Genomic DNA, 21,563 nt, shown 5'->3' on the forward strand with positions numbered 1-21,563 from the left:
AGCCCTCTAGTGGGCTTTTTTTATAATTGGTAAGACTGGTATGCACCCAGAAGCCTCACTTTGCAGCCGAGTGCTTCAAGCTCCTGCATGGCCCCTGGAATCAATACATCATCAAACGCTTTCTCAATATCAATAATAAAGAAATAATGGCCTAATCCGGTTTTAGTCGGACGTGACTCAATTTTTGACAGGTTTAAATTTCTCCAAGAAAATGCAGACAGCACTCTATGCAGCGCCCCGGACTGATCATCCTGCGGCAGCATGACCATTAAGGTCGTTTTGGGCCTAGAGCTCAATTTTGAATTCACTTCAAAAGATATGTTTTCATCGGGAGACAGGATAACAAATCTTGTATGATTGTCCCTATAATCCTGTATATCCCGTTTCACGATTTTTAATTCGTATGTAGAAGCTGCCATATCATTGGCAATGACCCCGATATTCAGCTCGGGATGGTCACTGACAAACTTTGCTGCCGCCCCGGTAGAATTGGCGTATTCATATGGAACGGAAGGAAAATGTCGATGAAGAAATTTATGGCATTGCGCAATCGCGTGTGAATGTGAGTAAATTTTGTCGAGCTCTTTCCATGCATTCTCTCTTGAGGGATGGACGAGCAAGTGCTGGTGAATCGGCAACGTCATTTCACCCACGATTGGCAAAGGCTGTTCATGTATTAAATAGTCTATTGTTAGATTAACAGATCCTTCTAAAGCATTTTCCAAAGGAACAAAAGCAAAATCAACTTCGCCTGCAACGGCTGCATCTATACACTCCGGAATGGTGCGGTAAGCAACATGTTCGGCGCCGTTTTGAAAACAAGAACTGACTGCTAGATGTGTAAATGTAGCTGCTGGACCTAAATAACCGACTTTCATGACGATTTTCTCTCCCTTATGCACCTGAACCTAATATTTCAACCTTTTCTACAAAATCAAACTTCCTGAGCTTATTCATTAATGTATGAATGTCTTCTTCCATTGCCGACGTACTGATAGACAGTGTCACATTTGCTCTGCCTTGAAGCGGAATGGTCTGGTGAATGGAAAGAACGTTGCTTCCAGAATCAGCTACCGCCTGAAGAAGCTGAGATAACGCACCTGACCTATCCTCCAAATGAAAGAAAAGTGTGATAATTTGTTCTTTTACCATGGTGTAGAATGGAAAAACAGCATCCCTGTATTTATAAAACGCACTTCTACTTAAATCGACCTTTTGAACGGCATCTGCTACTGAATCTGCTTTTTTTCGATCAAGCAGCTTTTTGACTTCTAATGTTTTTCTCATTGCATCGGGCAATACATCTTCACGGACAAGATAAAATGTCTCCTCTTTCATTTGCATCCCCCCTTTAAAATAGAGAGCCTGGCACCAGGCTCTCTTTTCAGCCAACATTGATTAATCAATAAATTCAAATTCAAATTCCAGAAGCCTGATTATATCTCCATCCTTGGCTCCGCGTTCTCTGAGTGCTTCATCAACACCCATTCCGCGCATCTGTCTTGCAAACCGTTTAACCGATTCATCACGTGAGAAATCAGTCATCTTGAATAACCGCTCAAGGCTGTCTCCTGAAAGCACAAATACACCGTCTGGATCGCGTGTAATGTTAAATGGCACTTCTTCATTTTCCATCGTGTACATGACACGGTTTTGTGTAAGCTCTTCCTCGTCATACAGCGGGAATTCCGGTGTGTTCTCAAGCTGATTGGCAACCTCAAACAGAAGCTCACGCAGACCTTCTCTTGTCACCGCACTGATCGGGAATACCGGATAATCATCCGTCAGCTTTTCTTTAAAGGCTTCGAGATTTTCCGCAGCCTCCGGCATGTCCATTTTATTTGCAACGATAATTTGCGGACGCTCAGTGAGACGCAGATTGTACTCGCTCAGCTCCTGGTTAATCGTAAGATAATCATCATATGGATCACGGCCTTCTAAGCCTGACATGTCAATGACATGAACAATAACCCTCGTCCGTTCAATATGGCGCAAAAACTGGTGGCCCAGTCCGACGCCTTGGTGTGCGCCTTCAATCAGCCCTGGCAAATCAGCCATGACAAAGCTGCGTCCGTCATCCGTTTCAACCATGCCGAGATTCGGGACAAGCGTTGTAAAGTGATAGTCCGCAATTTTCGGTTTTGCAGATGAGACAACAGACAGCAAAGTAGATTTTCCCACACTCGGGAACCCGACAAGTCCGACATCTGCAAGCACTTTTAATTCAAGAACAATGTAGCGTTCTTTTCCCGGCTCGCCGTTTTCTGAAAGCTGAGGCGCGGGATTAGCCGGTGTAGCAAAGCGGCTATTTCCTCTTCCGCCTCTTCCGCCTCTTGCAATGACAGCCCGCTGTCCGTGCTCTGTTAAATCAGCGATGACCTGTTTTGTATCATCGTCTGTCACAACGGTGCCCGGCGGAACTTTAATGACCATATCATCAGCATTTCGCCCGTGCTGGTTTTTGGACATGCCATGCTCGCCGCGAATCGCTTTAAAGTGTTTTTTGTATCTAAAATCCATCAGGGTGCGGAGACCTTCATCTACTTCAAAAACGACGTCTCCTCCCTTTCCTCCGTCACCGCCGGCAGGGCCGCCTTTCGGCACATATTTTTCACGGCGAAACGCAACCATACCGTTGCCGCCGTCGCCGCCTTTTACATATACTTTGACCTGATCTACAAACATAATGTCCTCCGTTCTAAACCGTTAAAAACTCCGCTAGTCCAACCCAATTTCAATCAGACATTCGTGACTCGTGATTTCAAAACGCATGATATCAACGTCCTCATATCCATTCTGCCGAATATCATCAAAAGCAGATGGATCGGCAAAGGCGCCGTGAAAATCAAGGTACAGAATCAGCTGTCTGTCAGGATGATCCGTTTGAAGCGAAACCGTTAAATGATTTTCACTCTCTCTGCTGACTGCTTGATCAAACAGATGAAACAGCTTTCTCATCAGTTTCGCCAGCTTTTGATCATAAGCCGACAAATCCTTAATTTCTCCGAGAACTTCATATTCAAGCGTCATATAATGGGTTTTCCAATTAAACGTAAGAAAATCAAACGCCAAATGCGGTGTTTTCAGGTTTGAGAGCTTTGATTCGTGCTTTGCGTCTATAACCATTTCTTCAATCATTTCAAAGACACGGTCATACTTCTGTAAGCTTAAGTTTCCTTTAATCAGCTGCAGCTTATTCATCCAATCATGCCGGGAATGGCCAAGCAGATGAATCAGTTCGTTTGTTAATGCCGTGTCGCTTATATTTTCTTCTTGATTTTTTGAAACATCCTTCATTTTCGCACTCCCAATCATTTAATTTCTTATTTAGGAGTCTGTATAAGTGTGTATTATGAATTATAACAGAGAAGGCTTTGTTAGAAAAACAATTGTTTTTCCCAGAAATATCATGTTCCTTTTTTCTGGCTTTGGTTGATTTGCAGCCAGGCAGAACATTTTATGTATTACTGCTTGGGGAACATATCCAGTGGGTTTGAGATGTTTATTCTCATTCTTGGCGGGGTCTGCTCGCACATACTCTGCATTTCATTCTAGGTGTTTACTCCGCATATTGCAAAAAAAACTCCAGTCATCATCGACCGGAGTTTTTTGAATCATTATTGAGCTACAGGATATACGCTCACTTTTTTGCGGTCACGGCCGAAACGTTCGAATTTAACAGTTCCGTCGATTTTCGCAAATAGAGTGTCATCTCCGCCGCGGCCCACGTTTTCACCTGGGTAAATTTTTGTTCCGCGTTGACGGTAAAGGATAGAACCGCCTGTTACGAATTGACCGTCAGCACGTTTAGCACCTAAACGTTTAGCCTCAGAGTCACGTCCGTTCTTTGTAGAACCTACTCCTTTTTTAGAAGCGAAAAACTGAAGATCTAATCTAAGCATGTAGCTCACCTCCTATATTATGTTTGTGGTCACACGCAAGTTGTCTTTGTAATCCCGTTCGATTGTCTCCAGCGAAACAATCATGCCTTCAATCAGCAGCTGAGCTTTTTGGCGTGCCTCTGGATCAAGAGATTCAGGGAATTCAAAATAAAAATAACCCCCGTCCTCTCCTATATCAAGAAGCGGCTCGAAGCCCGCGAGCACAATGACCGCGTTAACGGCCCCAAACACAACGGCTGTCACTCCGGCACAAACAAGATCTTGTCCATGTTCAGCAAAATTCGCATGGCCCGTCATTTCAAAAGACAATATGCCTTTATCATGAGACCTTCTGATTGTTGCCTGAATCATGCTTACGCGTTGATTTTTTCGATCGTCACTTTAGTGTAAGGCTGACGATGACCTTGTTTTTTATGAACGTTTTTCTTTGGTTTGTATCTGAAAACAGTGATTTTTTTCGCGCGGCCTTGTTTTTCAACTTTAGCCGTTACTGTTGCGCCTTCAACTGTAGGGTTGCCGACTTTCACGTTGTCTCCGCCAACAAACAAAACGTCTTCAAAAGTAACTGTTTCACCTGCTTCAGCAGCAAGTTTTTCGATGTAAACAGTTTGGCCTTCTTCAACTTTGATTTGTTTACCGCCTGTTTTAATGATTGCGTACATTCTCTGCACCTCCTATTAGACTAAGACTCGCCAGATACCAGGGGGCTGTAAAAGCTCTTAACACCTGTACTGAGCGGTTGTAGCAATGGTGCTACATCCATAACATTAAAAAATATACCAAAATACAAGGCGTTTGTCAATCAGTTTTAGTAGGGCAGAAGCAGTTCCTCCATGGAAGAATTCGTCCGCTTATCGGCAAAGTAAGCGTGCAGCACTTCATTCTCGTCAAGCTGGCTGAGCTTTTGGCCTGATTTTTCTATAATAATCGGATGCTTACAGCCACGTTTGAACTCGGCCATCACATGATAGACTTTATCCTCCGCCTTTACTGTCAGCGGCAGAAGTTTCTCAAGCTCCCTGTTTTTTCCGTAATACCTTTCGAGGAGAAATCTCACATGGATATAGTGCCTTTGCCGATATTCCTCAAACAAGGAAACAGCCAGAAAGACAAACAAAACCCATGCGCTGATTTGCAGAGGAATCACGAATAAAACCCAGCACCCGAGCAGCAGGCAGAAGCAGAGCGACGTTTTTAGATTAAGCCGGTGAGCCTTTTGAAAAGGCAGCTGTTTGGAAAACAACAAAAATAACAGTTTTCCTCCATCCAGCGGCCAGATCGGCAGTAAATTGACAAATAAGATAGAAAGATTATAAAAGGTGAAGAGTTCAAAGGTATGCTGATGAATCACTGAGACTTCTGCAAGCATCCAGGCGGCAAACTGAAGCCAGATGTGCTGAAGAGGTCCGGCAATAATGACCGCAAACTCTTCCTTTAACGGCCGATTCCCGTGCTCTTCCACTTCGACCGTTCCGCCAAACGGCAGCAAAAAAACACGCTTGATTCTCCAAGAAAAAAACACAGCCAGAGCAGCATGCCCCAGCTCATGAATCAATACAATCAGGAGCAGACATAATAATGCTTTCATATGGCCTGTGAGCAAGCCCAGCGCCGCAATAATCCAAAGAAAAGGATGCACATGGATCTTTAAGATAAGGTCGAGCCATTTATTCAAATGAAATCACCTGAATCGGATCAATAAATTTATCGCCGTCTTTCATGGCAAAATAATAGACCCCTTTATTATGATCATCAAGCTTAATCGAACCGAGCTTTTTGCCTTTATCCACAAAATCATATAAAGCAACATCCACATCTTTGAGCTCGCCATAGATACTATAGGTGTTGTCAGCATGCTGCACCTTAACCGTCAGTCCCGTTTGGCTGTCTTTGCTGACTTCAACCACATAGCCTTCTTTTACGCTATCAATCTTATCACTGCTTGTTTCGACTTTAATTCCTTCCCCATTGTCCTGAAAATCCTGCTGTACTTTCCCGGATGCAGGCGCGATCAGATCTTTGCCTACTTCAATCTGCTGTTCCTTATTTTTGTGTTCAGGAGCCAGGAAAGCAAGCGGATTTCCGAATTTGGTTTCGAACCAATGGCTTGCTGAAGCAAATTGAAATTCAGTTTCAAAGGTTTTGGCTACGGCGGGTTTAATCTGACTGACGGGTCCAATGTTTGTTTTATAGGCTATAGCTGAAACGAGAACAAGGCAGGCCGACAGAAGACATTTCAGGATAATTGAATCTGTTTTCACCAATGGGTGTTTTCCGTTGAATGTTGGCATGTTATCTTCGTAGACCGGAAGTGTTCCATGCTTTTCCTGATCCGTTACCATCACCCAGGACGGGGGTTTCTGCTTTTCAGAAACTGTCTGAGTAGAGAAACGTTTTGAGCCGGAAAGCTGCTTTCTTCTTTTCTCTAATCGTTTTCTGATTTCATCTGCTCTGTGACTCATTGCCATCATCCTTTGCATTCGTTGGGTTTGTACATCATATGTCTTGTCCATGGCAAATATTCGGTTTAGTCAAGAACAAAGCAGGCAAAAACAAAAAAAACCTGACACAGCATATGCTTTGTCAGATTCTTCTCTTTGATTCTATCACATTAAGATCTTACTCCGAAAAATGACTTAATCTTAGCCATCATTCCTTTGTTTTGCTCTTCAAGCACCTGTAAAGGAACAGATTCACCTAAGATGCGGCGGGCAATATTGCGATATGCAATGGAAGCGCGGTTTTTAGGGTCCATCGCAATCGGTTCGCCATGATTGGAAGCTTTAATGACTTCATCATCATCAGCCACGATTCCGAGCAAATCGATCGACAGATGCTGTACGATTTCGTCGATATCCATCGTGTCACCGTTTTTCATCAGGTGATTTCTGATTCTGTTAACAACGAGCCGCGGCGGTTCAATATTTTCCTCTTGCTCCAGCAGTCCTATAATACGGTCAGCATCACGAACAGCTGAGATTTCAGGCGTAGTGACCACAATCGCTTTATCAGCTCCGGAAACGGCATTTTTGTACCCTTGCTCGATTCCGGCAGGACAGTCTATGATGACATAGTCAAATTCCTGTTTGAGCTCTTGGACCATGTTTTTAATTTGTTCAGGAGCAACAGCTGTCTTATCGCTCGTTTGAGCAGCGGGCATTAAATAGAGCAGATCATCGAAACGTTTGTCTTTTACGAGCGCCTGATGCATTTTGCATCTGCCCTCTACAACGTCTACCAGATCGTAAATAATTCTATTTTCAAGACCCATTACAACATCAAGGTTGCGCAGTCCTATATCAGTATCTACTAAGCATACGCGCTTCCCTAAAATGGCTAAGGCGGTACCGAGGTTCGCAGATGTTGTTGTCTTACCTACTCCGCCTTTTCCCGAAGTTATTACGATAGCCTCACCCAATTCACATTCCTCCCTCAAGCCTTGTTAGATCAGGTCTTAAATGAGCCAAATGTTGAAGGCGTTCAATGACCATATTTCCGTCTGTATCTAAATAAGCACATTCCATTTCGTTCCCTTTTTGAATGTGGTCTGGGGAGCGATTTAACACATGATTGATTCTTAATTGTGTCGGAAGCATTTCAGAGGCGGCGATGACCGCTTGATTATTTCCATTGAATCCAGCATGCGCAATTCCTTTCAGTGAGCCCAGAACAAAAATGTTCCCTCCGGCCCTGACTGTTCCGCCGGGATTCACGTCACCGATCAGGAGCAAGTCGCCTTTTACCTGCAGCACTTGGCCTGAACGGACAATTTTTGAAACAGAAATAATTTCGGCTTCCTCTCTTATCTGCTGTGCTTCTTTTTTAGTAATGACTTCACTGTCAATAGAATGAACAAACAAATCTTTCTTTGACGCAATCAATTCGGTTAGCTGTTCCTCTTGCTCCTTATATAAAAAGCGATTTCCCAGCTTAACATGAACGCTGATTTTCTGGCCTTTTCCATCGGTATATTGTTCAATTGACAGCATATTCTGAAGACCATCGAGAAGCTCATCAAAAGAACACGCATCATCCAGATGCAATGTTAGTCCATTCTTTGTTCCTTTTATTGTTACATATTGCTGCTTTTTGGTCTTCACAATATTCACCTCAACAACATACTCATTTCGTCAAAAAAAGATAAAATCCTTTTTACTCATCTCTCAATTCTTTCTTTAGACTCATAAAAAACAATCTAAATGGCAGAACAAGAATAAGAGCTGCTGCAATATTTAATAAAATTGTCGGTATAAACCGGTCAAGCACAAATCCGTTAAACGTCATAATGTCTTTATGAATCAAAGACTGAATGCCGAATACGTAAAATTCGAGCAGACAGACAGCCAGAACTGCTATCAATATCACTACAAATGCGTTTGTATGCAACACTTTAAACGCTTTTGAAGCCAAATAGCATAGCCCTGCAAAACCAAACATGTAAACGCCTAATAGACTTGTATAGTTCATGTCATATAGAAAGCCAAAAATAAATCCGTAAATCATCGCGTGTTTTTGGTTGATAAAAGCCGACATGAATATCAATACAAGCATCAAAAAACGCGGGGCGAGCACTTGGTCATCTGTAACGAAAGGAAAATGCACCAAATCTGTAAAAATGCTTTCCGCAGAAAAAACAAGCATCATAACGAAAGGGAGAAGGAAACGTTTCACGATCCTTCCTCCTCTGTATCGACAGTCGGCACGTCACGGTTAACAACGATCACATTATTTAAATCTGTAAGGTCAGCCGCAGGTTTTACATAAGCAACCTTCGTTAATCCATAGGAATCTGACTCGATATCAGTCACTTCACCGATTGTCAGCCCTTCTGGGAAAACACCGCCTGTCCCTGATGTTTCAATAAGATCGCCTTTTTTCACGTCTTGTTTATCCTTACGCTCAATAATTGTCATCTTAAGACGTTTTTTCTCTTTGTCATATCCTTCGATCAAGCCGTAGCCTTTGCTGCCTTTTTTTCCGGAAATTTTTGTCGCGACTCTGTTATTGCGGTCAGTATCGCTTAAAAGCTGAACAGCAGACGTAAAATTGTTAAGTCCGGAGCTTTTGATCTTGCCGATTAATGCGCCTTTTTCGTTTGTAACGGCCATATCTTTCGCTACGTTTTGCTGAGTCCCCTTGTTAATGGTGACCTGTTTCGCCCAATTATCAGGGCTTCTGGCGATGACCGTTGCTAAAATCGGCTTGTAATCTTTAATCGATTTGACATGGCCAAGCTCGTCACGCAAGGATTTGTTTTCTTCTTCAAGCTCTTGAAGCTTGGCTTCATATTGTGTCTGTCCGTCAAGTTTTTCTCTTAGACGCTCGTTTTCTTTGTATGTGTTTTTTAAATCATTGATGTTCTCAAATATTCCTGCAAAAAATTCGGCAGGCGTATGAAAAATATTTTGAAATACTCCCGTCGTATCGCCGATCACTTTCTCAGGCCAGGTGGTATTGCGGCCGCCCTTCAGCGAAAATCCAATCATAGCCACCAATATGATAATACACAGAAGTAATAGCATTAACCGCTTATTCGGCATCGTGTTACACCTCTTCTATTGAACTCCCGATTATCTAGTTTTCCCTTTGAAAAGATGGATGTGCTCCAGTGCTTTCCCTGTTCCGATCGCTACACAATCAAGCGGATCTTCGGCGATAAGGACCGGCATTTTTGTTTCTTCGCTGATGACTTTGTCCAAATTGCGCAAAAGCGCTCCGCCGCCGGTTAACACTATACCTCTGTCCATGATATCTGCTGCAAGCTCAGGCGGTGTTTTTTCGAGTGTGCTCTTCACTGCTTCGACAATTGTAGATACAGTGTCGCGTAGAGCGTTAGAAATCTCTTTTCCTGTAATTTCAATTGTTTTCGGCAAACCTGTGAGCAAATCGCGGCCGCGGATTTCCATGTTGTCGGATTCTTCAGGAGCTTCTGCAGATCCGATTTCCATTTTAATCGCTTCAGCCGTACGGTCACCGATCATCAGATTGTACGTTTTTCTGATGTAGTTGATAATCGCGTCATCCATCTCATCACCGGCTACACGGATTGACTGAGACGTTACGATGCCTCCGAGGGAAATAATCGCAACTTCTGTCGTACCGCCCCCGATATCAACAACCATGCTTCCAGTCGGTTCCCAAACTGGCAGATTGGCTCCGATTGCTGCGGCAAAAGGCTCTTCAATCGGATACGCGTCACGCGCTCCCGCCTGTCTTGTCGCATCGATAACAGCGCGTTCTTCAACAGCTGTAATGCCTGATGGGACACATACCATTACATATGGTTTTCTGGCAAACATGCCTTTATTTTTTATGGCCTGATTGATGTAATATTTCATCATCGTCGCCGTTGTTTCATAATCAGCGATAACGCCGTCTTTCATCGGGCGAAGAGCCACCACGTTGCCCGGTGTCCGTCCAATCATATTTTTCGCATCATTTCCGACAGCGACAATCGATTTCGTATCCGTCTGCAAAGCGACAACTGACGGCTCTCTCACAACAATTCCTTTTCCTTTTACAAAAACAAGCGTATTCGCAGTTCCAAGATCTATACCAAGGTCTCTAGCACCAATTCCAAACATATGTATGTATCTTCCTTTCTTAAAGCAAAAATACCCTAAAGGGAAAAACTCATAAACTCTATTATAGCTTAATTCGACGAAAAAAAAAGTGTTACAAATATCCTTTTTCCTTTAAACTCACAAATTTTTTATCCCCGATCACCAAATGGTCAAGCAGCTCGATGCCAATCAGGTTTCCGCATTCAAACAGCCGTCTTGTCACTTCAATATCTTCCCTGCTCGGCGTCGGATCTCCAGAAGGATGATTATGAACACAGATAAAGGAAGCGGCAGATCGTTTAAACGCTTCTTTAAACACCTCTCGCGGGTGGACAATAGATGAATTCAGGCTTCCGATAAATACGGTGCGTTTATGGATGACTTGATTTTTTGTATTTAAGTATAAACAGACAAAATGCTCCTGGGTTAAAAAGCGCATATCCTCCATGACAAGATTAGCGCCGTCTTCCGGGGAGCGAATAACGAAATGTTCTTCGTTGGCTAATTTATGAATCCGGCTTCCAAGCTCAACTGCTGCCAGTATTTGAATCGCTTTTACCATACCGATTCCCGGGATGCTTGACAGCTCTTCAACCGATGCTTCCTTGAGCAGGCGCAGCCCGTCAAATGAGCGCAGCAGCCGGTTTGACAGGTCCAAAACAGATTCGTGTTTAGTCCCTGTCCGCAATAATATAGCCAAAAGTTCATGATTCGCTAAGTTCTCGGCTCCGACTTTCAGGAGCCGTTCCCTTGGCTTTTCTTTCATTGGGAAATCTTTGAGTTTTAATGGCAGATCGTGTATGACCAAGCACTCCTTTTCTTTCCCTTCCCGTTTATAGAACCGTCATGCCCTTATATCAAAATGGCGAAGAGCTCTCATTGTTTTTGATATAGGAAGGCCCATGACTGAATAATAATCTCCGTCTATTTTCTTTACAAAAAGCGCGCCTCTTCCTTGGATGCCGTATGCACCTGCTTTATCCATCGGCTCTTTTGTTTCAATATATGTCCAAATCTCTTCTTCACTGAGGGACCAAAACGCAACTTCTGTCTTATCATAAAAAGTCTCGCTGTGATTTTCAGCTTGAATGCTGACCGCGGTTATTACTGAGTGACTTCGGCCTGAAAGCCTCCGCAGCATAGAAGCAGCTTCTTCTTGATCCTGCGGTTTGCCAAGACATTCGCCGTCAAGGCATACCATTGTATCAGCACCGATAACGATTGCATGCGGGTGGAGATCAGCTACAGCCTTAGCTTTTTGTTTTGCCAACCATTGGACGTTTTCTTCTGGTGAAAAGTTTCGATTTAATTTTTCTTCTACTTCACTGACAATAATGGAGTAGGGCAGCTGGAGAAGATCGAGGAGTTCTTTCCTGCGCGGAGATTGTGATGCAAGTATTAGCGGTTTTGTCATGTTCGTCATCCTTTCAGGGTTTGCTTAAGAAAAAAAGATACTCGTTTATCCTACCAAATCACGAGGCTTGTCACAATTTCAGAAAAATAACTTTTTCATGACAAAATAAAAAAAGCCTGTCACTAAAGGACGAAGGCTCAGGGCACTATCTCTTATTTTACGACGGCTAACAGCTCCTGCTGAGCCTTCCACCCGGCTTCAGCACTTGGATCCTCTAATTCCTTTAAAGCCTGCAAAATCGCTTTTTTCTCTCCTGTTTCTGACGCTTTTGTTTCACCAAGCGACTTTTCTATTTTCTCTACACTCGCTTTTGTAATGTCTTCGTCGAGAATCGCCTTTGCTGCAAGCTCCGCTGTTTCCTTAAAAGAATCTGTCATATCTGACTCTATTGATAAGGAAAGCTCCTTGCCTCCCCAGGCTTCAAAATCACTGTCGATTAAAACCTGTCCTAACTGCTGTGAGACCTCCTTTTCACTTGCTAAGCCTGCAATAACATACGTATACCCGTCATCCTTTGACAGTGACACGGCGGAATATCCTTTTTCGGTCAATTGTTCTGTTAACGTTTCGGCGCCCTTTTCATTTGAAAATTTTCCGGCTTGCACAGCGTATGTTTTGTATGTACCTTCAGTTTGTGCCGCTTGTTTTTCTGCGCCTGAGGTTTGTTTATCAGCAGAAGTATCCCCTGCTTTTGCCGTTTGGCTGCCTAAAGAATCCTCTAAAGAGGCCGGTGCTGACGCTTCTTTATTCCCCGATATGTTTAACGCGAATAACCCTAATCCAGTGCCAATGACAGCCGCGAAGGCAATCGTCGCGGCCACTCTTTTTACCGGTTTGGCAGCCCCGGTCTTTCCTTTTGCGTAAAGCTTTGTTTTTTTCTTTTGAAAAGGAGGAACAACTTTAGGGTCCTCTTTAAACACCTTGTCCTCCTCGGAATCCCAATTGAATTCATCTTCATCAGGGTGTTCCTGGGATGCCGCAACCTCTTGTTCTGCCTGTCTTTTTTCCTCCCAATTTGAAAATGTCATGCTTTTATTCGCCTCTGTCTCAGGCGTCTCTTGTTCGTAAACCGTCTCTTCTTTTCCATTAATCGTCACCTTGAGGGCTTTTTCTGCGGCTTTACTGTTTTTTTTATTCTTTCTTTTTTTCAATTCCGCTTCCTCCCTTCATTTGCTTGACCGTTCTTGTCGGCTTTTCATGCTACACACTTTAGCACAGGCAAAGAAAAAAAGAACAAGACTTTTGTCGCCTTGTCCAAAAAACGTTCGTCAAATTTTTCAGCAGTCAGCCCAATGCCATTTTGATATAAAAAGAAATGATAGAGTCACCGTATAAATAGGCTAAAATGCTCCCTGCGGCTATAGCGGGGGCGAAGGGAAGCGGCTGCCTTTTAGCGAGTCTACCAGTCAGAACAGCTGCCGCTCCATATAATGCACCTATCAAAACTGAAAAGAAAAAGGCAGCTGCCAGCATTTTCACACCAAGCACAAAGCCAATCACCGCAAATAATTTAATATCTCCTCCCCCTACTCCCCCATGGGTGATTGCGGCAATTACAGCCAGAAACAAAAATCCGGCTGCCGCACCTAACAGGCCTGCATACCAGGAATCAAGCGGAGAAATCAATCTCGCGGCCGCCAAAAAGGGAAGAAAGAAAATCAATATTCGATTTGGAATCAGCATAAAATGAATATCTGTCACTGCAACAATAATGAGAAGAGAGATAAACACCACAGCGGGAAACAGTTCCAGCGATATGCCAAAGCGTATTCCTGCGGCGGCAAATAAACACGCTGTCACAAGCTCTGCTGCGGGATACATAAAAGAAATCCTATGCCCGCAGCTTTTACATTTACCTTTTTGAAATAGGAATGACAGGATGGGAATTAATTCTGCAGGAGTTAATGTTCGCCGGCAAAACGGGCATGATGAACGGGGCGCAATAATAGATAGATGTAAGGGGATACGGCACCCGGCCGTATAGTAAAAAGAACCAAGGATAAGCCCGAAGATAAAAAGAATGGATAGCATAGACAACACACCTTTACTCATTGAGTTCTGGTATGGATTGTAGCAAAATGGACATCCTGAGCTCCAATTGGGAATATTCAATTTTACACATGAAAAAAACGGCAGAATCTTTTTTTGATTCTGCCGGAGCCGGATGCTTTTATTTCAACCTTTTTCGAATGTCAGAAATAAAGTAAAGAGATCCGGTAATCAGCACAATTTCATTTGAGCCCTTTTTACTTTCTATGAATTTGATTACATCGTCTGGATCTTCACTCCAGCTTTTATTGCTGATTTCACTTGCATCATAGAGATCTTTTGCAAGGGAAGCACGCGGGAAATCAAAAGAAGCAAAATGAATCGCATGAGCAATGGTTTCCAGTCTTTTAATCATGTTCTGATACGGTTTGTCCTTTAACGCGCTAAACACCACAGAAATGCGTGAATTGGCGAAACGCTGCTTCATCGTTTCCGCCAGCTTTTCAACACCTTCTTCGTTATGCGCACCGTCTAAATATACCGGAGGATGTTCCTGAACAAGCTCTAACCGTCCCGGCCAAGCAGCCTTCACAAGCCCGCTCCTTAACGCTTCGTCACTGATATGGGCGATATTCTCCTTATTGAGCCACTCCGCAGCCAAAATGGACAAAGCAGCATTTTGTCTTTGATGGGTGCCAATCAGAGATGTCCGAATATCTTCATAGCATTTCTCTTCCGTTTTGAATGAAAACTGTTCTCCTGCAGGCAGAGCCTCTTCATTGAAAATAACACATGCATCATGCAATGACTGGAACGGCGCAGCATGCCGTTCGGCTTCATGGCGGATGACCTGTAAAGCTTCCGGCTGGGTAACTGCTGTAACGATTGGAATACCTTCTTTAATAATGCCGGCCTTTTCTCCTGCAATTTCTTCAATGGTGTTTCCCAAAATGTTCATATGATCGTGTCCGATGCTTGTAATCACAGTTAAGAGCGGTTCAACCACATTAGTAGAATCGAATCTACCGCCCAGACCTGTTTCAAAAATAACAAAATCGACCTTATGAAACTCTGCAAAATATAAAAATGCACAAGCTGTCATAATTTCAAATTCTGTCGGCTGTCCGTATTCCGTTTGATCAAGGGCTTCAACGTGCGGTTTCATTTGATTGACGAGTGCTGTCCATTCCTCATCTGAAATCGGTATCCCGTTTACGCTGATCCGTTCATTAAACGTAATAATATAAGGCGATGTAAATGTTCCAACCGTATATCCGGCTTCCTGCAGCATAGAACGGATAAAAGCGACAGTTGATCCTTTACCGTTTGTTCCTGCGACGTGGAACGCTCGGATTTTTTTTTCAGGATGTCCTAACCGCGCCATCAGCTGTTTCATTCGACCAAGTCCGGGCTTCACCCCGAATTTCAGCCTCCCGTGAATCCAGCTGCGCGCATCTTGATATGCAGTAAACAATGATAATCCCCTCTTTTATAAGACAAGGCGGTTTCTCTAGAAACCGCCCCGGCTTTTCATTAACCCTTCAGCTCAGCCATTCGTTTTTGAACAGCGTCACGCTTCGCCACATAATCTTTTTCTTTTTCACGTTCTTCATCAATTACGTGTGCAGGCGCTTTTTTCATAAATCCTTCATTTCCAAGTTTCTTTTGGACACGCTCAACTTCTTTTGTCAGTTTATCAAATTCTTTTTGCAGACGGGCAATTTCTTCATCAATATTGATTAAGCCTTCAAGCGGAAGAATAACCTCTGCTCCTGAGACAACGGCCGTCATCGCCTTATCAACAGCCTCAATATCGGTGCCGATTTTAAGCACGCTCGGATTCGTAAAGCGTTCAACATATGAACGGTTCGCTTCGAGGCGGGACGCTATTTCGTCTGTGCTTGTTTTAATGTACAGTTCAACCTGCTTGCTCATTGGCGTATTGACTTCACTGCGGATATTGCGCACAGAACGGATCAGCTCAACAAGAAGCTTCATGTCAGCTGCCGCTTCAGTATCGGTATGCTCCGGCACTACTGCAGGCCATTGACTTACTGTAATCGATTCCCCTTGGTGAGGAAGGTGCTGCCAAATTTCCTCCGTTAAGAATGGCATAAACGGATGGAGCAGACGCATCGTTTGATCAAGTACGTAAGCAAGGATGGAACGGGTAGTTTTCTTAGCCGCTTCGTCTTCTCCATAAAGCGGAAGCTTCGCCATTTCAATATACCAATCACAGAAATCATCCCAAATAAAGTTATATAAATGGCGTCCTACTTCACCAAATTCATATCGGTCAGCAAGCTGGGTCACGTGCTCGATCGTTTCATTTAATCGCGTTAAAATCCACTTGTCAGCGACTGACTTTTCACCTGACAGATCAAGCTCATCGTACGTCATGCCATCCATATTCATTAATGCAAAACGGGAGGCGTTCCAAATTTTATTGGCAAAATTCCAGGTCGATTCCACTTTTTCATAGCTGAAGCGCAGATCCTGGCCAGGAGAGCTTCCAGTCGCAAGGAAATAACGCAGAGAATCGGCTCCGTACTTGTCAATCACATCCATCGGGTCGACACCGTTGCCAAGAGATTTACTCATTTTCCGGCCTTGCTCGTCACGGATTAAGCCGTGGATTAAAACATCTTTGAACGGGCGCTCGCCTGTAAATTCAATGCCTTGGAAAATCATGCGTGATACCCAGAAGAAAATGATATCGTACCCTGTCACGAGAACATCTGTCGGATAGTAGCGTTTAAAGTCTTCAGCCGTTACATCAGGCCAGCCCATTGTGGAGAAAGGCCATAGCGCAGAACTGAACCATGTATCCAGTACGTCTGTATCCTGTTCCCAATTTTCGCTGTCTTCCGGCGCTTCAAGTCCGACATATAGCTCGCCTGTTTCTTTATGATACCAGGCAGGAATACGATGGCCCCACCACAATTGACGGGAGATACACCAGTCGCGGATATTTTCCATCCAGTGTAAATACGTTTTTTCGAAACGGTCAGGCACAAAGTTGACCTTTTCTTCTTTTTTTTGCAGCTCAATCGCTGCATCAGCAAGCGGCTGCATGCGCACAAACCATTGTGTAGAAAGATAAGGCTCCACAACAGCCCCGCTTCGTTCACTATGGCCGACAGAGTGCATATGATCCTCGATCTTGAAGAGAACTCCCGCCTCCTGTAAATCTTTCACGAGCTTTTTGCGGCATTCAAAACGATCCATACCTTGATATTGGAGCGCATTTTCATTCATCGTGCCATCTTCATTCATGACAAGGATGCGTTCTAAATTGTGGCGGTTGCCAAGCTCGAAGTCGTTCGGATCATGAGCAGGCGTAATTTTCACGGCACCTGAACCAAATTCCATATCAACATAGTCATCACCGACAATCGGAATTTCACGATTTACAATCGGCAGGATCACCGTTTTTCCGATAAGGTGTTTATAGCGCTCGTCTTCAGGGTGAACGGCAACAGCTGTATCACCGAGCATTGTTTCAGGACGTGTCGTCGCAATTTCAATTGAGCCTGAACCGTCAGCAAGCGGATAGCTCATATGATAGAATGCGCCTTGAACATCCTTGTAAATCACCTCAATGTCGGATAGGGCTGTTTTTGTCGCTGGGTCCCAGTTAATAATATATTCGCCTCTGTAGATCAGGCCTTTTTCATAAAGCTTAACGAATACTTCCCTTACCGCTTTGCTCAAGCCTTCATCCAGCGTAAAACGTTCACGGGAATAATCTAGGCCAAGACCTAATTTCGCCCACTGGCTGCGAATAAAGTCAGCATATTCTTCCTTCCACTTCCACGTTTCTTCGAGGAATTTTTCACGGCCTAAATCGTAGCGGGATTTGCCTTCTTCACGAAGTTTCGCCTCCACTTTAGCCTGTGTCGCGATGCCGGCGTGGTCCATGCCAGGAAGCCACAGCACATCATAGCCCTGCATGCGTTTCATTCTTGTTACAATGTCTTGCAGCGTTGTGTCCCATGCGTGGCCAAGGTGAAGTCTCCCTGTTACGTTTGGCGGCGGGATGACAACAGAGTATGGCTCTTTTGTCTGGTCACTGCCCGCTTCAAAAAATTTGCCTTTTAGCCAAAAATCATATCGGTCTTTTTCAACCGCTGCCGGATCATATTTCGTCGGCATTGTTTGTTCATTCGTTTCCATCATAACCCTCCAGCATGTTTAAAAATGGCTGAGAACGAAAAAAGAGCTCTTCATCCCTGTAAAAGGACGAAAAGCTCTTTCGCGGTACCACCTTTTTTCATGAACTCAATCAGTTCATGCACTTATAACGGATAACGGGTGTTTCCCGAATTTCTCTACTCTTCTTTCAAGAAATTATGCTCCCGGGCGACCTTCCAATCAGACAACATAAGAAGCCTTTCAGCAAACGGCTTCTCTCTCTGCATGCGCCTTTTTTGTACTCTTCCCGTTCTAAGCAGGTGTATTTATCAGCTCATTGTATACATTATTTATGTTCTTTATTATAGTAAAAGTGTTTTTGATTCGTCAATCATCTTTTCCAAAAACACCGCTTTCTATACAGATGGGCAGGCACCTATTGCCCAAGTTTACATATGATGCTTGTAAATGCGTAGAGGAGGATGCACCGTGAAGAAACGTTTCAGCTCTTATTCGCTGCCGCCATGGGTAAGGCAAATTCGGCTTGTATCCGCACAAGTGATTATTCCCATTACGATTTTTCAAGGAATCAGAACCATTTTCTTTCCGACAACCTTTGATGTTTTGCTGCTCGCAATCCTAATCTTTTTAGCTTGCGCCCTTCATTTAGAATGGATATAAACAAACAAGTCCGCGCCATTAAGACGTGGACTCGTTTTCAGCCTGAAATTTTTTCTCTTGTTCAATCTGATGAATTTTCATCACAAACGGCTCTATGTTTTTCATTTGCCAATAAGCCTTTAATAATTGTGTACATTCCTCTTTTTCATGCTGTCTTTTCCCAGTTTGATAACCGTTCAGCACCTTGTACATGGCTGCCGGATATGCCATATAGCTGAGAAAAAGGCTGACTTCCGCTTCACGCAAAGGGAATGATTTCGTATATCCATAAAACCATTCGACGCATTCCGGACAAGCTTTCGGAAAGCCTCTGAACATTTTTGTATAAAAGCCGAGCAGGTCGTTTTGCGGCGGACCGACAGATGCTCTTTCGAAGTTTGTAAAATATCCGGTCCCGGCATCATTATACAGAAAATGGTGTATAGACAGGCTGCCGTGGTTCATTACAACCCTTGAAACGTCCTTTTCCTTTGCGGACTCATACCAGTCCTCCAGCCGTTCCAGCGCAAAGTTCACCGCGGAAATGGTTTCAGAAAAATAGGTTATGGCCTGGAGTTCAAAGGGAGAAAGGTACCATTCCTTCTCCGCTCTATCCACAAACTGCTCATAGAAAATTTTATCTTGTTCCCACTTTTTTTTCGTTTGCCCGTAATAACGTTCAATCTCATCACGTCTAACCTTTAGTTCCTGCGCGGTTCTCTCGTGAAGACGGGCTGTTTCTCTAAATAAATAAGCATGTTTTTGATCCCGTTCTTCCTCTTGGTCAAATTGGAGCCAAGGCATTAAATAGTAGATATCTCCGTATTGTATGCCTGCTGAGAAAAACTCACCGCTATTTGTTCTGTAAACGGGAACGAATGAACGAAAGCCTTTTTCCTCAATCGCCACCATATGATCTGTAAAATGCTTGCCGCGACCTTCTTTCAATTTTTTCAGGGCAAATATGCCGTAGTCTGTATACACTTTCCAAACAAGAGGACTGACAGGCTCAATAAATTGAGCAGTCAGTCCGTATTCCTGAAGAACCGATTGGGTATCTTCCATTTCATTCACCACATTTTCCGATCACTTACGGTTTACGCATGGCTATTTTTATATTGAGGAATATAGAGAATCTGTCCTGCTTTTAATTCATCATCCAAGGCTAAAGAATTCATCCTGATCAGCTGCTGGGATGTAATTTCATACCGTTCGCATAAACGCTCGATCGTATCTTCCTGCTGCACAATACAAATTTTCATTCTCGAAAACTCATCCGCTTCTTTTGTAAAGAGTTTTGTTAAATAAAGAGAATTATCACTTTCCTTTGTTTGAGGTTCCTTCGTTTCAGCAGCAGGAGCAACCCTAGGAACAGCATCCGTTTCCTTCCTTTCAGTCTCAGAAGATTCAGGCAGCTGGAAGGATTGAAAAGGTGTTTCTTCCTTAGGCTCTTCAGCTGATGGTGTTTTTCTCACTTCAATTTCGAAGCTCTCTTCCTCTTGTTCTTCCTCCTCCAGCAGCTTAGGCGCTGAATAAAAAGAATCCTCCTCTTCTTGTTCAGGCAGGAAGGTACGGTATGCCGGTTCAGGCAATTCTTCTTGAGATGCCTCCTCCGAGCTTGTTTTTTGATTGAAATGGAAATGTAAATCGGCATTGTCATTCTCCATATATACAGCTGAAGCTGTTTCTCTGCTATCTTCTATGGAGAGAGCGGCCTCTGATACACTCTCCAAAGCTTCATCCGGTTCCGCCTCTTCTTGGCAAAGCGCAGGATCAGCCTGATCCGATTGAGCTGCTTCTTCATTTTGAGCCTCTTGGCGCAGCGCATATTCATGATTAGGAGACACTGTTGTTTCCTCTTTTTCCTTTGCAATCACAGTCTCTGAATGAAGCTCAGCTTCCAAAGCAGGCGATTCTTCTGCTCCAACGTGTTCACGAAGCTCAGTCTCCGCTGGAGAGTCTGCTTCTTCACGAACATCCGCTATTGCAGCTGCCGGCTCTGCCGTTTCTTTTTTTGCTTTAACGATCTCTTGAATCTCTATTTCTGAAGGATCAGGTTCTGGCTCAGATTCTTCTGTTTCCGATTCAGCACGAACCTCCGTTTCCGGCACAGCAAGCTCTTCTGACTCTTCTTCCTCTTTCACATCTTCTCTGGCCTCTGGTTCTGAAGCAACCGATTCAGGCGGCTCAGATTCTGCTTTTTCTGTCTCCAGTTCTTCACGGAGCCCCGCTTTCGAGATAAAAAGTTCTGGCGGTTCGGCTGGCGGTTCATGCTGAAGAACTGCTTCCTCTGCCGATGATGCACCCGGTTCTTCTACTACACTATGTGCCGGCGGCTCTGAAAGCTCTTCCTCCCTGAATGCCGCAGGAGCTTCATATAAAGGTATCTCCGGCTCTTTGTCTTGCGTATCGTCCAAAAGCCCTTCGATCGCTAAATCAGCTTGAATTGTTAAAATGCGCGAATCCGTCAATTGATAGTCAAATGCGTCAATAAAGACGAAGACATCCTGTAAATGGCTCACTTTATTTTTCGGAATGGTAATATCCACAGGAAAACAGTGAGTCAGTTCCGCACTTCCATCCTCTCTCTTTCTGACTTGTTCAACAAACCGCTTATCTGTATAAATCTCTTCGGTATGTTTGTTTTGATCTATGTTGTACTCACCTGTAAGTTCAAGCGATCCTATGATTGATACATAATCATTTACTTCCTGAACCCTAATATCAGGATCTAATGAAATAGAAAGCAGTTCAGAAACTTCCTGTCCTTTTTGGAAACAGATCGATTCTTCTACAGAAAATTGCAATCGATGATTTTGCGGCAAGTTCATATCCTCCTTTCATCTAATCCTTAAAATTAGATGTCACTAAAGGTGTATGTATGAACTGGAGAAAATATGA

The 21,563-nt window shown here is 43.7% G+C and carries 24 protein-coding genes and 2 other RNA genes; 2 read left to right on the forward strand and 24 right to left on the reverse strand.

Translation table 11 applies throughout. The annotated features are described in order from the left end of the window. Positions 1-20: 20 nt before the first annotated feature. Genes pheA through spo0B form a run of 4 tightly spaced genes read right to left on the reverse strand, consistent with a single transcriptional unit; the run spans position 21 to position 3,297 of the window. A complete protein-coding gene (gene pheA / locus BSU_27900) occupies positions 21-878 on the reverse strand; it encodes a prephenate dehydratase (RefSeq protein NP_390668.1) in 858 nt (285 codons plus the stop codon). 16 nt (positions 879-894) lie between these two features. Beyond that, positions 895-1,338: a transcriptional repressor of operons hom-thrCB and thrD gene (thrR, locus tag BSU_27910; RefSeq protein ID NP_390669.1), complete on the reverse strand. Its 444-nt coding sequence runs from the start codon at positions 1,336-1,338 to the stop codon at positions 895-897. Positions 1,339-1,398: 60 nt separating this feature from the next. Then, a complete protein-coding gene (gene obgE, locus BSU_27920; RefSeq protein ID NP_390670.1) occupies positions 1,399-2,685 on the reverse strand; it encodes a ppGpp-binding GTPase involved in cell portioning, DNA repair and ribosome assembly in 1,287 nt (428 codons plus the stop codon). 33 nt (positions 2,686-2,718) lie between these two features. Beyond that, entirely contained in the window at positions 2,719-3,297 is a 579-nt protein-coding gene (gene spo0B, locus BSU_27930; RefSeq protein NP_390671.1) for a sporulation initiation phosphotransferase, read from the reverse strand. A 77-nt stretch (positions 3,298-3,374) separates the two neighbouring features. Between spo0B and BSU_27935 the strand changes: the two genes are divergently transcribed. Next, positions 3,375-3,497, forward strand: coding sequence for a hypothetical protein (locus tag BSU_27935; protein YP_009513993.1), 123 nt, complete (start codon positions 3,375-3,377; stop codon positions 3,495-3,497). A gap of 120 nt (positions 3,498-3,617) precedes the next feature. On the opposite strand, the gene rpmA is transcribed toward BSU_27935, so the two are convergent. From rpmA to tboV, 18 genes are all read right to left on the reverse strand, one after another. Further along, a complete protein-coding gene (gene rpmA / locus BSU_27940; RefSeq protein NP_390672.1) occupies positions 3,618-3,902 on the reverse strand; it encodes a ribosomal protein L27 (BL24) in 285 nt (94 codons plus the stop codon). Between the two features lie 12 nt (positions 3,903-3,914). Continuing rightward, a complete protein-coding gene (gene rppA / locus BSU_27950; RefSeq protein NP_390673.2) occupies positions 3,915-4,253 on the reverse strand; it encodes a ribosomal protein L27 specific N-terminal end cysteine protease in 339 nt (112 codons plus the stop codon). Positions 4,254-4,255: 2 nt separating this feature from the next. Continuing rightward, positions 4,256-4,564: a ribosomal protein L21 (BL20) gene (gene rplU / locus BSU_27960; protein NP_390674.1), complete on the reverse strand. Its 309-nt coding sequence runs from the start codon at positions 4,562-4,564 to the stop codon at positions 4,256-4,258. Positions 4,565-4,577: 13 nt separating this feature from the next. Continuing rightward, an RNA gene (ldlU, locus tag BSU_misc_RNA_43) (ribosomal protein L21 leader mRNA sequence) lies at positions 4,578-4,653 on the reverse strand. Positions 4,654-4,710: 57 nt separating this feature from the next. Beyond that, entirely contained in the window at positions 4,711-5,577 is an 867-nt protein-coding gene (spoIVFB, locus tag BSU_27970; protein NP_390675.1) for a membrane metalloprotease [proteolysis of pro-sigma(K)], read from the reverse strand. Further along, positions 5,570-6,364, reverse strand: coding sequence for a regulator of SpoIVFB (stage IV sporulation) (gene spoIVFA / locus BSU_27980; RefSeq protein NP_390676.1), 795 nt, complete (start codon positions 6,362-6,364; stop codon positions 5,570-5,572). The genes spoIVFB and spoIVFA overlap by 8 nt, the downstream gene beginning before the upstream one ends. 149 nt (positions 6,365-6,513) lie before the next feature. Beyond that, on the reverse strand, positions 6,514-7,320 hold the full coding sequence (minD, locus tag BSU_27990) for an ATPase activator of MinC (protein NP_390677.1): 807 nt from the start codon (positions 7,318-7,320) through the stop codon (positions 6,514-6,516). 1 nt (position 7,321) lies between these two features. Further along, positions 7,322-8,002, reverse strand: a complete 681-nt coding sequence (gene minC, locus BSU_28000; RefSeq protein NP_390678.1) for a cell-division regulator (septum placement) — start codon at positions 8,000-8,002, stop codon at positions 7,322-7,324. Between the two features lie 52 nt (positions 8,003-8,054). Next, entirely contained in the window at positions 8,055-8,573 is a 519-nt protein-coding gene (gene mreD / locus BSU_28010) for a cell-shape determining protein (protein NP_390679.1), read from the reverse strand. Then, complete coding sequence (mreC, locus tag BSU_28020; protein ID NP_390680.2) at positions 8,570-9,442, reverse strand: cell-shape determining protein; 873 nt, start codon at positions 9,440-9,442, stop codon at positions 8,570-8,572. The genes mreD and mreC overlap by 4 nt, the downstream gene beginning before the upstream one ends. 30 nt (positions 9,443-9,472) lie before the next feature. Beyond that, complete coding sequence (mreB, locus tag BSU_28030; RefSeq protein ID NP_390681.2) at positions 9,473-10,486, reverse strand: cell-shape determining protein; 1,014 nt, start codon at positions 10,484-10,486, stop codon at positions 9,473-9,475. A gap of 91 nt (positions 10,487-10,577) precedes the next feature. Next, entirely contained in the window at positions 10,578-11,273 is a 696-nt protein-coding gene (ysxA, locus tag BSU_28040; RefSeq protein ID NP_390682.1) for a conserved nucleotide-related metabolism protein, read from the reverse strand. A 36-nt stretch (positions 11,274-11,309) separates the two neighbouring features. Further along, positions 11,310-11,879, reverse strand: coding sequence for a nucleoside triphosphate pyrophosphatase; septum formation DNA-binding protein (multicopy associated filamentation) (maf, locus tag BSU_28050; RefSeq protein NP_390683.1), 570 nt, complete (start codon positions 11,877-11,879; stop codon positions 11,310-11,312). 152 nt (positions 11,880-12,031) lie between these two features. After that, a complete protein-coding gene (gene spoIIB / locus BSU_28060) occupies positions 12,032-13,030 on the reverse strand; it encodes a spatial and temporal regulator of the dissolution of septal peptidoglycan during engulfment (stage II sporulation) (RefSeq protein ID NP_390684.1) in 999 nt (332 codons plus the stop codon). Between the two features lie 133 nt (positions 13,031-13,163). Further along, positions 13,164-13,910, reverse strand: a complete 747-nt coding sequence (gene comC, locus BSU_28070; RefSeq protein NP_390685.2) for a membrane prepilin peptidase — start codon at positions 13,908-13,910, stop codon at positions 13,164-13,166. Positions 13,911-14,049: 139 nt separating this feature from the next. Further along, positions 14,050-15,342 carry a folyl-polyglutamate synthase gene (gene folC, locus BSU_28080; protein ID NP_390686.1) on the reverse strand — a complete coding sequence of 431 codons (1,293 nt, stop codon included), beginning with the start codon at positions 15,340-15,342 and terminating at the stop codon, positions 14,050-14,052. Between the two features lie 59 nt (positions 15,343-15,401). Next, positions 15,402-18,044, reverse strand: coding sequence for a valyl-tRNA synthetase (gene valS / locus BSU_28090; RefSeq protein ID NP_390687.2), 2,643 nt, complete (start codon positions 18,042-18,044; stop codon positions 15,402-15,404). Positions 18,045-18,103: 59 nt separating this feature from the next. Then, positions 18,104-18,326, reverse strand: an RNA gene (tboV, locus tag BSU_misc_RNA_44) — T-box riboswitch specific of valine tRNA. A gap of 165 nt (positions 18,327-18,491) precedes the next feature. Here tboV and yszA point away from each other — a divergent pair. Next, positions 18,492-18,683 (forward strand): hypothetical protein, encoded by a 192-nt coding sequence (yszA, locus tag BSU_28099; protein YP_003097770.1) that lies wholly within the window; start codon positions 18,492-18,494, stop codon positions 18,681-18,683. 18 nt (positions 18,684-18,701) lie between these two features. Here yszA and cotN read toward each other — a convergent pair whose 3' ends face one another. Together cotN and spoVID are read right to left on the reverse strand one after the other, a co-directional pair. Next, entirely contained in the window at positions 18,702-19,727 is a 1,026-nt protein-coding gene (gene cotN / locus BSU_28100) for a spore coat protein (protein ID NP_390688.1), read from the reverse strand. A 32-nt stretch (positions 19,728-19,759) separates the two neighbouring features. Continuing rightward, positions 19,760-21,487, reverse strand: coding sequence for a morphogenetic spore protein (stage VI sporulation) (spoVID, locus tag BSU_28110; RefSeq protein NP_390689.1), 1,728 nt, complete (start codon positions 21,485-21,487; stop codon positions 19,760-19,762). Between the last annotated feature and the right edge of the window lie 76 nt (positions 21,488-21,563).

The sequence above is a fragment of the Bacillus subtilis subsp. subtilis str. 168 genome, from assembly GCF_000009045.1.
Lineage (GTDB): Bacteria > Bacillota > Bacilli > Bacillales > Bacillaceae > Bacillus > Bacillus subtilis.

Excerpts from the sequence above, each read along its gene's own strand:
- thrR (NP_390669.1), bottom strand. The coding sequence starts at position 1,338 with ATGAAAGAGGAGACATTTTATCTTGTCCGTGAAGATGTATTGCCCGAT.
- mreB (NP_390681.2), bottom strand. The coding sequence starts at position 10,486 with ATGTTTGGAATTGGTGCTAGAGACCTTGGTATAGATCTTGGAACTGCG.
- pheA (NP_390668.1), bottom strand. The coding sequence starts at position 878 with ATGAAAGTCGGTTATTTAGGTCCAGCAGCTACATTTACACATCTAGCA.
- rpmA (NP_390672.1), bottom strand. The coding sequence starts at position 3,902 with ATGCTTAGATTAGATCTTCAGTTTTTCGCTTCTAAAAAAGGAGTAGGT.
- rppA (NP_390673.2), bottom strand. The coding sequence starts at position 4,253 with ATGATTCAGGCAACAATCAGAAGGTCTCATGATAAAGGCATATTGTCT.
- cotN (NP_390688.1), bottom strand. The coding sequence starts at position 19,727 with ATGGAAGATACCCAATCGGTTCTTCAGGAATACGGACTGACTGCTCAA.
- spoIVFA (NP_390676.1), bottom strand. The coding sequence starts at position 6,364 with ATGAGTCACAGAGCAGATGAAATCAGAAAACGATTAGAGAAAAGAAGA.
- mreC (NP_390680.2), bottom strand. The coding sequence starts at position 9,442 with ATGCCGAATAAGCGGTTAATGCTATTACTTCTGTGTATTATCATATTG.
- comC (NP_390685.2), bottom strand. The coding sequence starts at position 13,910 with ATGCTATCCATTCTTTTTATCTTCGGGCTTATCCTTGGTTCTTTTTAC.
- maf (NP_390683.1), bottom strand. The coding sequence starts at position 11,879 with ATGACAAAACCGCTAATACTTGCATCACAATCTCCGCGCAGGAAAGAA.
- spo0B (NP_390671.1), bottom strand. The coding sequence starts at position 3,297 with ATGAAGGATGTTTCAAAAAATCAAGAAGAAAATATAAGCGACACGGCA.
- valS (NP_390687.2), bottom strand. The coding sequence starts at position 18,044 with ATGGAAACGAATGAACAAACAATGCCGACGAAATATGATCCGGCAGCG.
- obgE (NP_390670.1), bottom strand. The coding sequence starts at position 2,685 with ATGTTTGTAGATCAGGTCAAAGTATATGTAAAAGGCGGCGACGGCGGC.
- rplU (NP_390674.1), bottom strand. The coding sequence starts at position 4,564 with ATGTACGCAATCATTAAAACAGGCGGTAAACAAATCAAAGTTGAAGAA.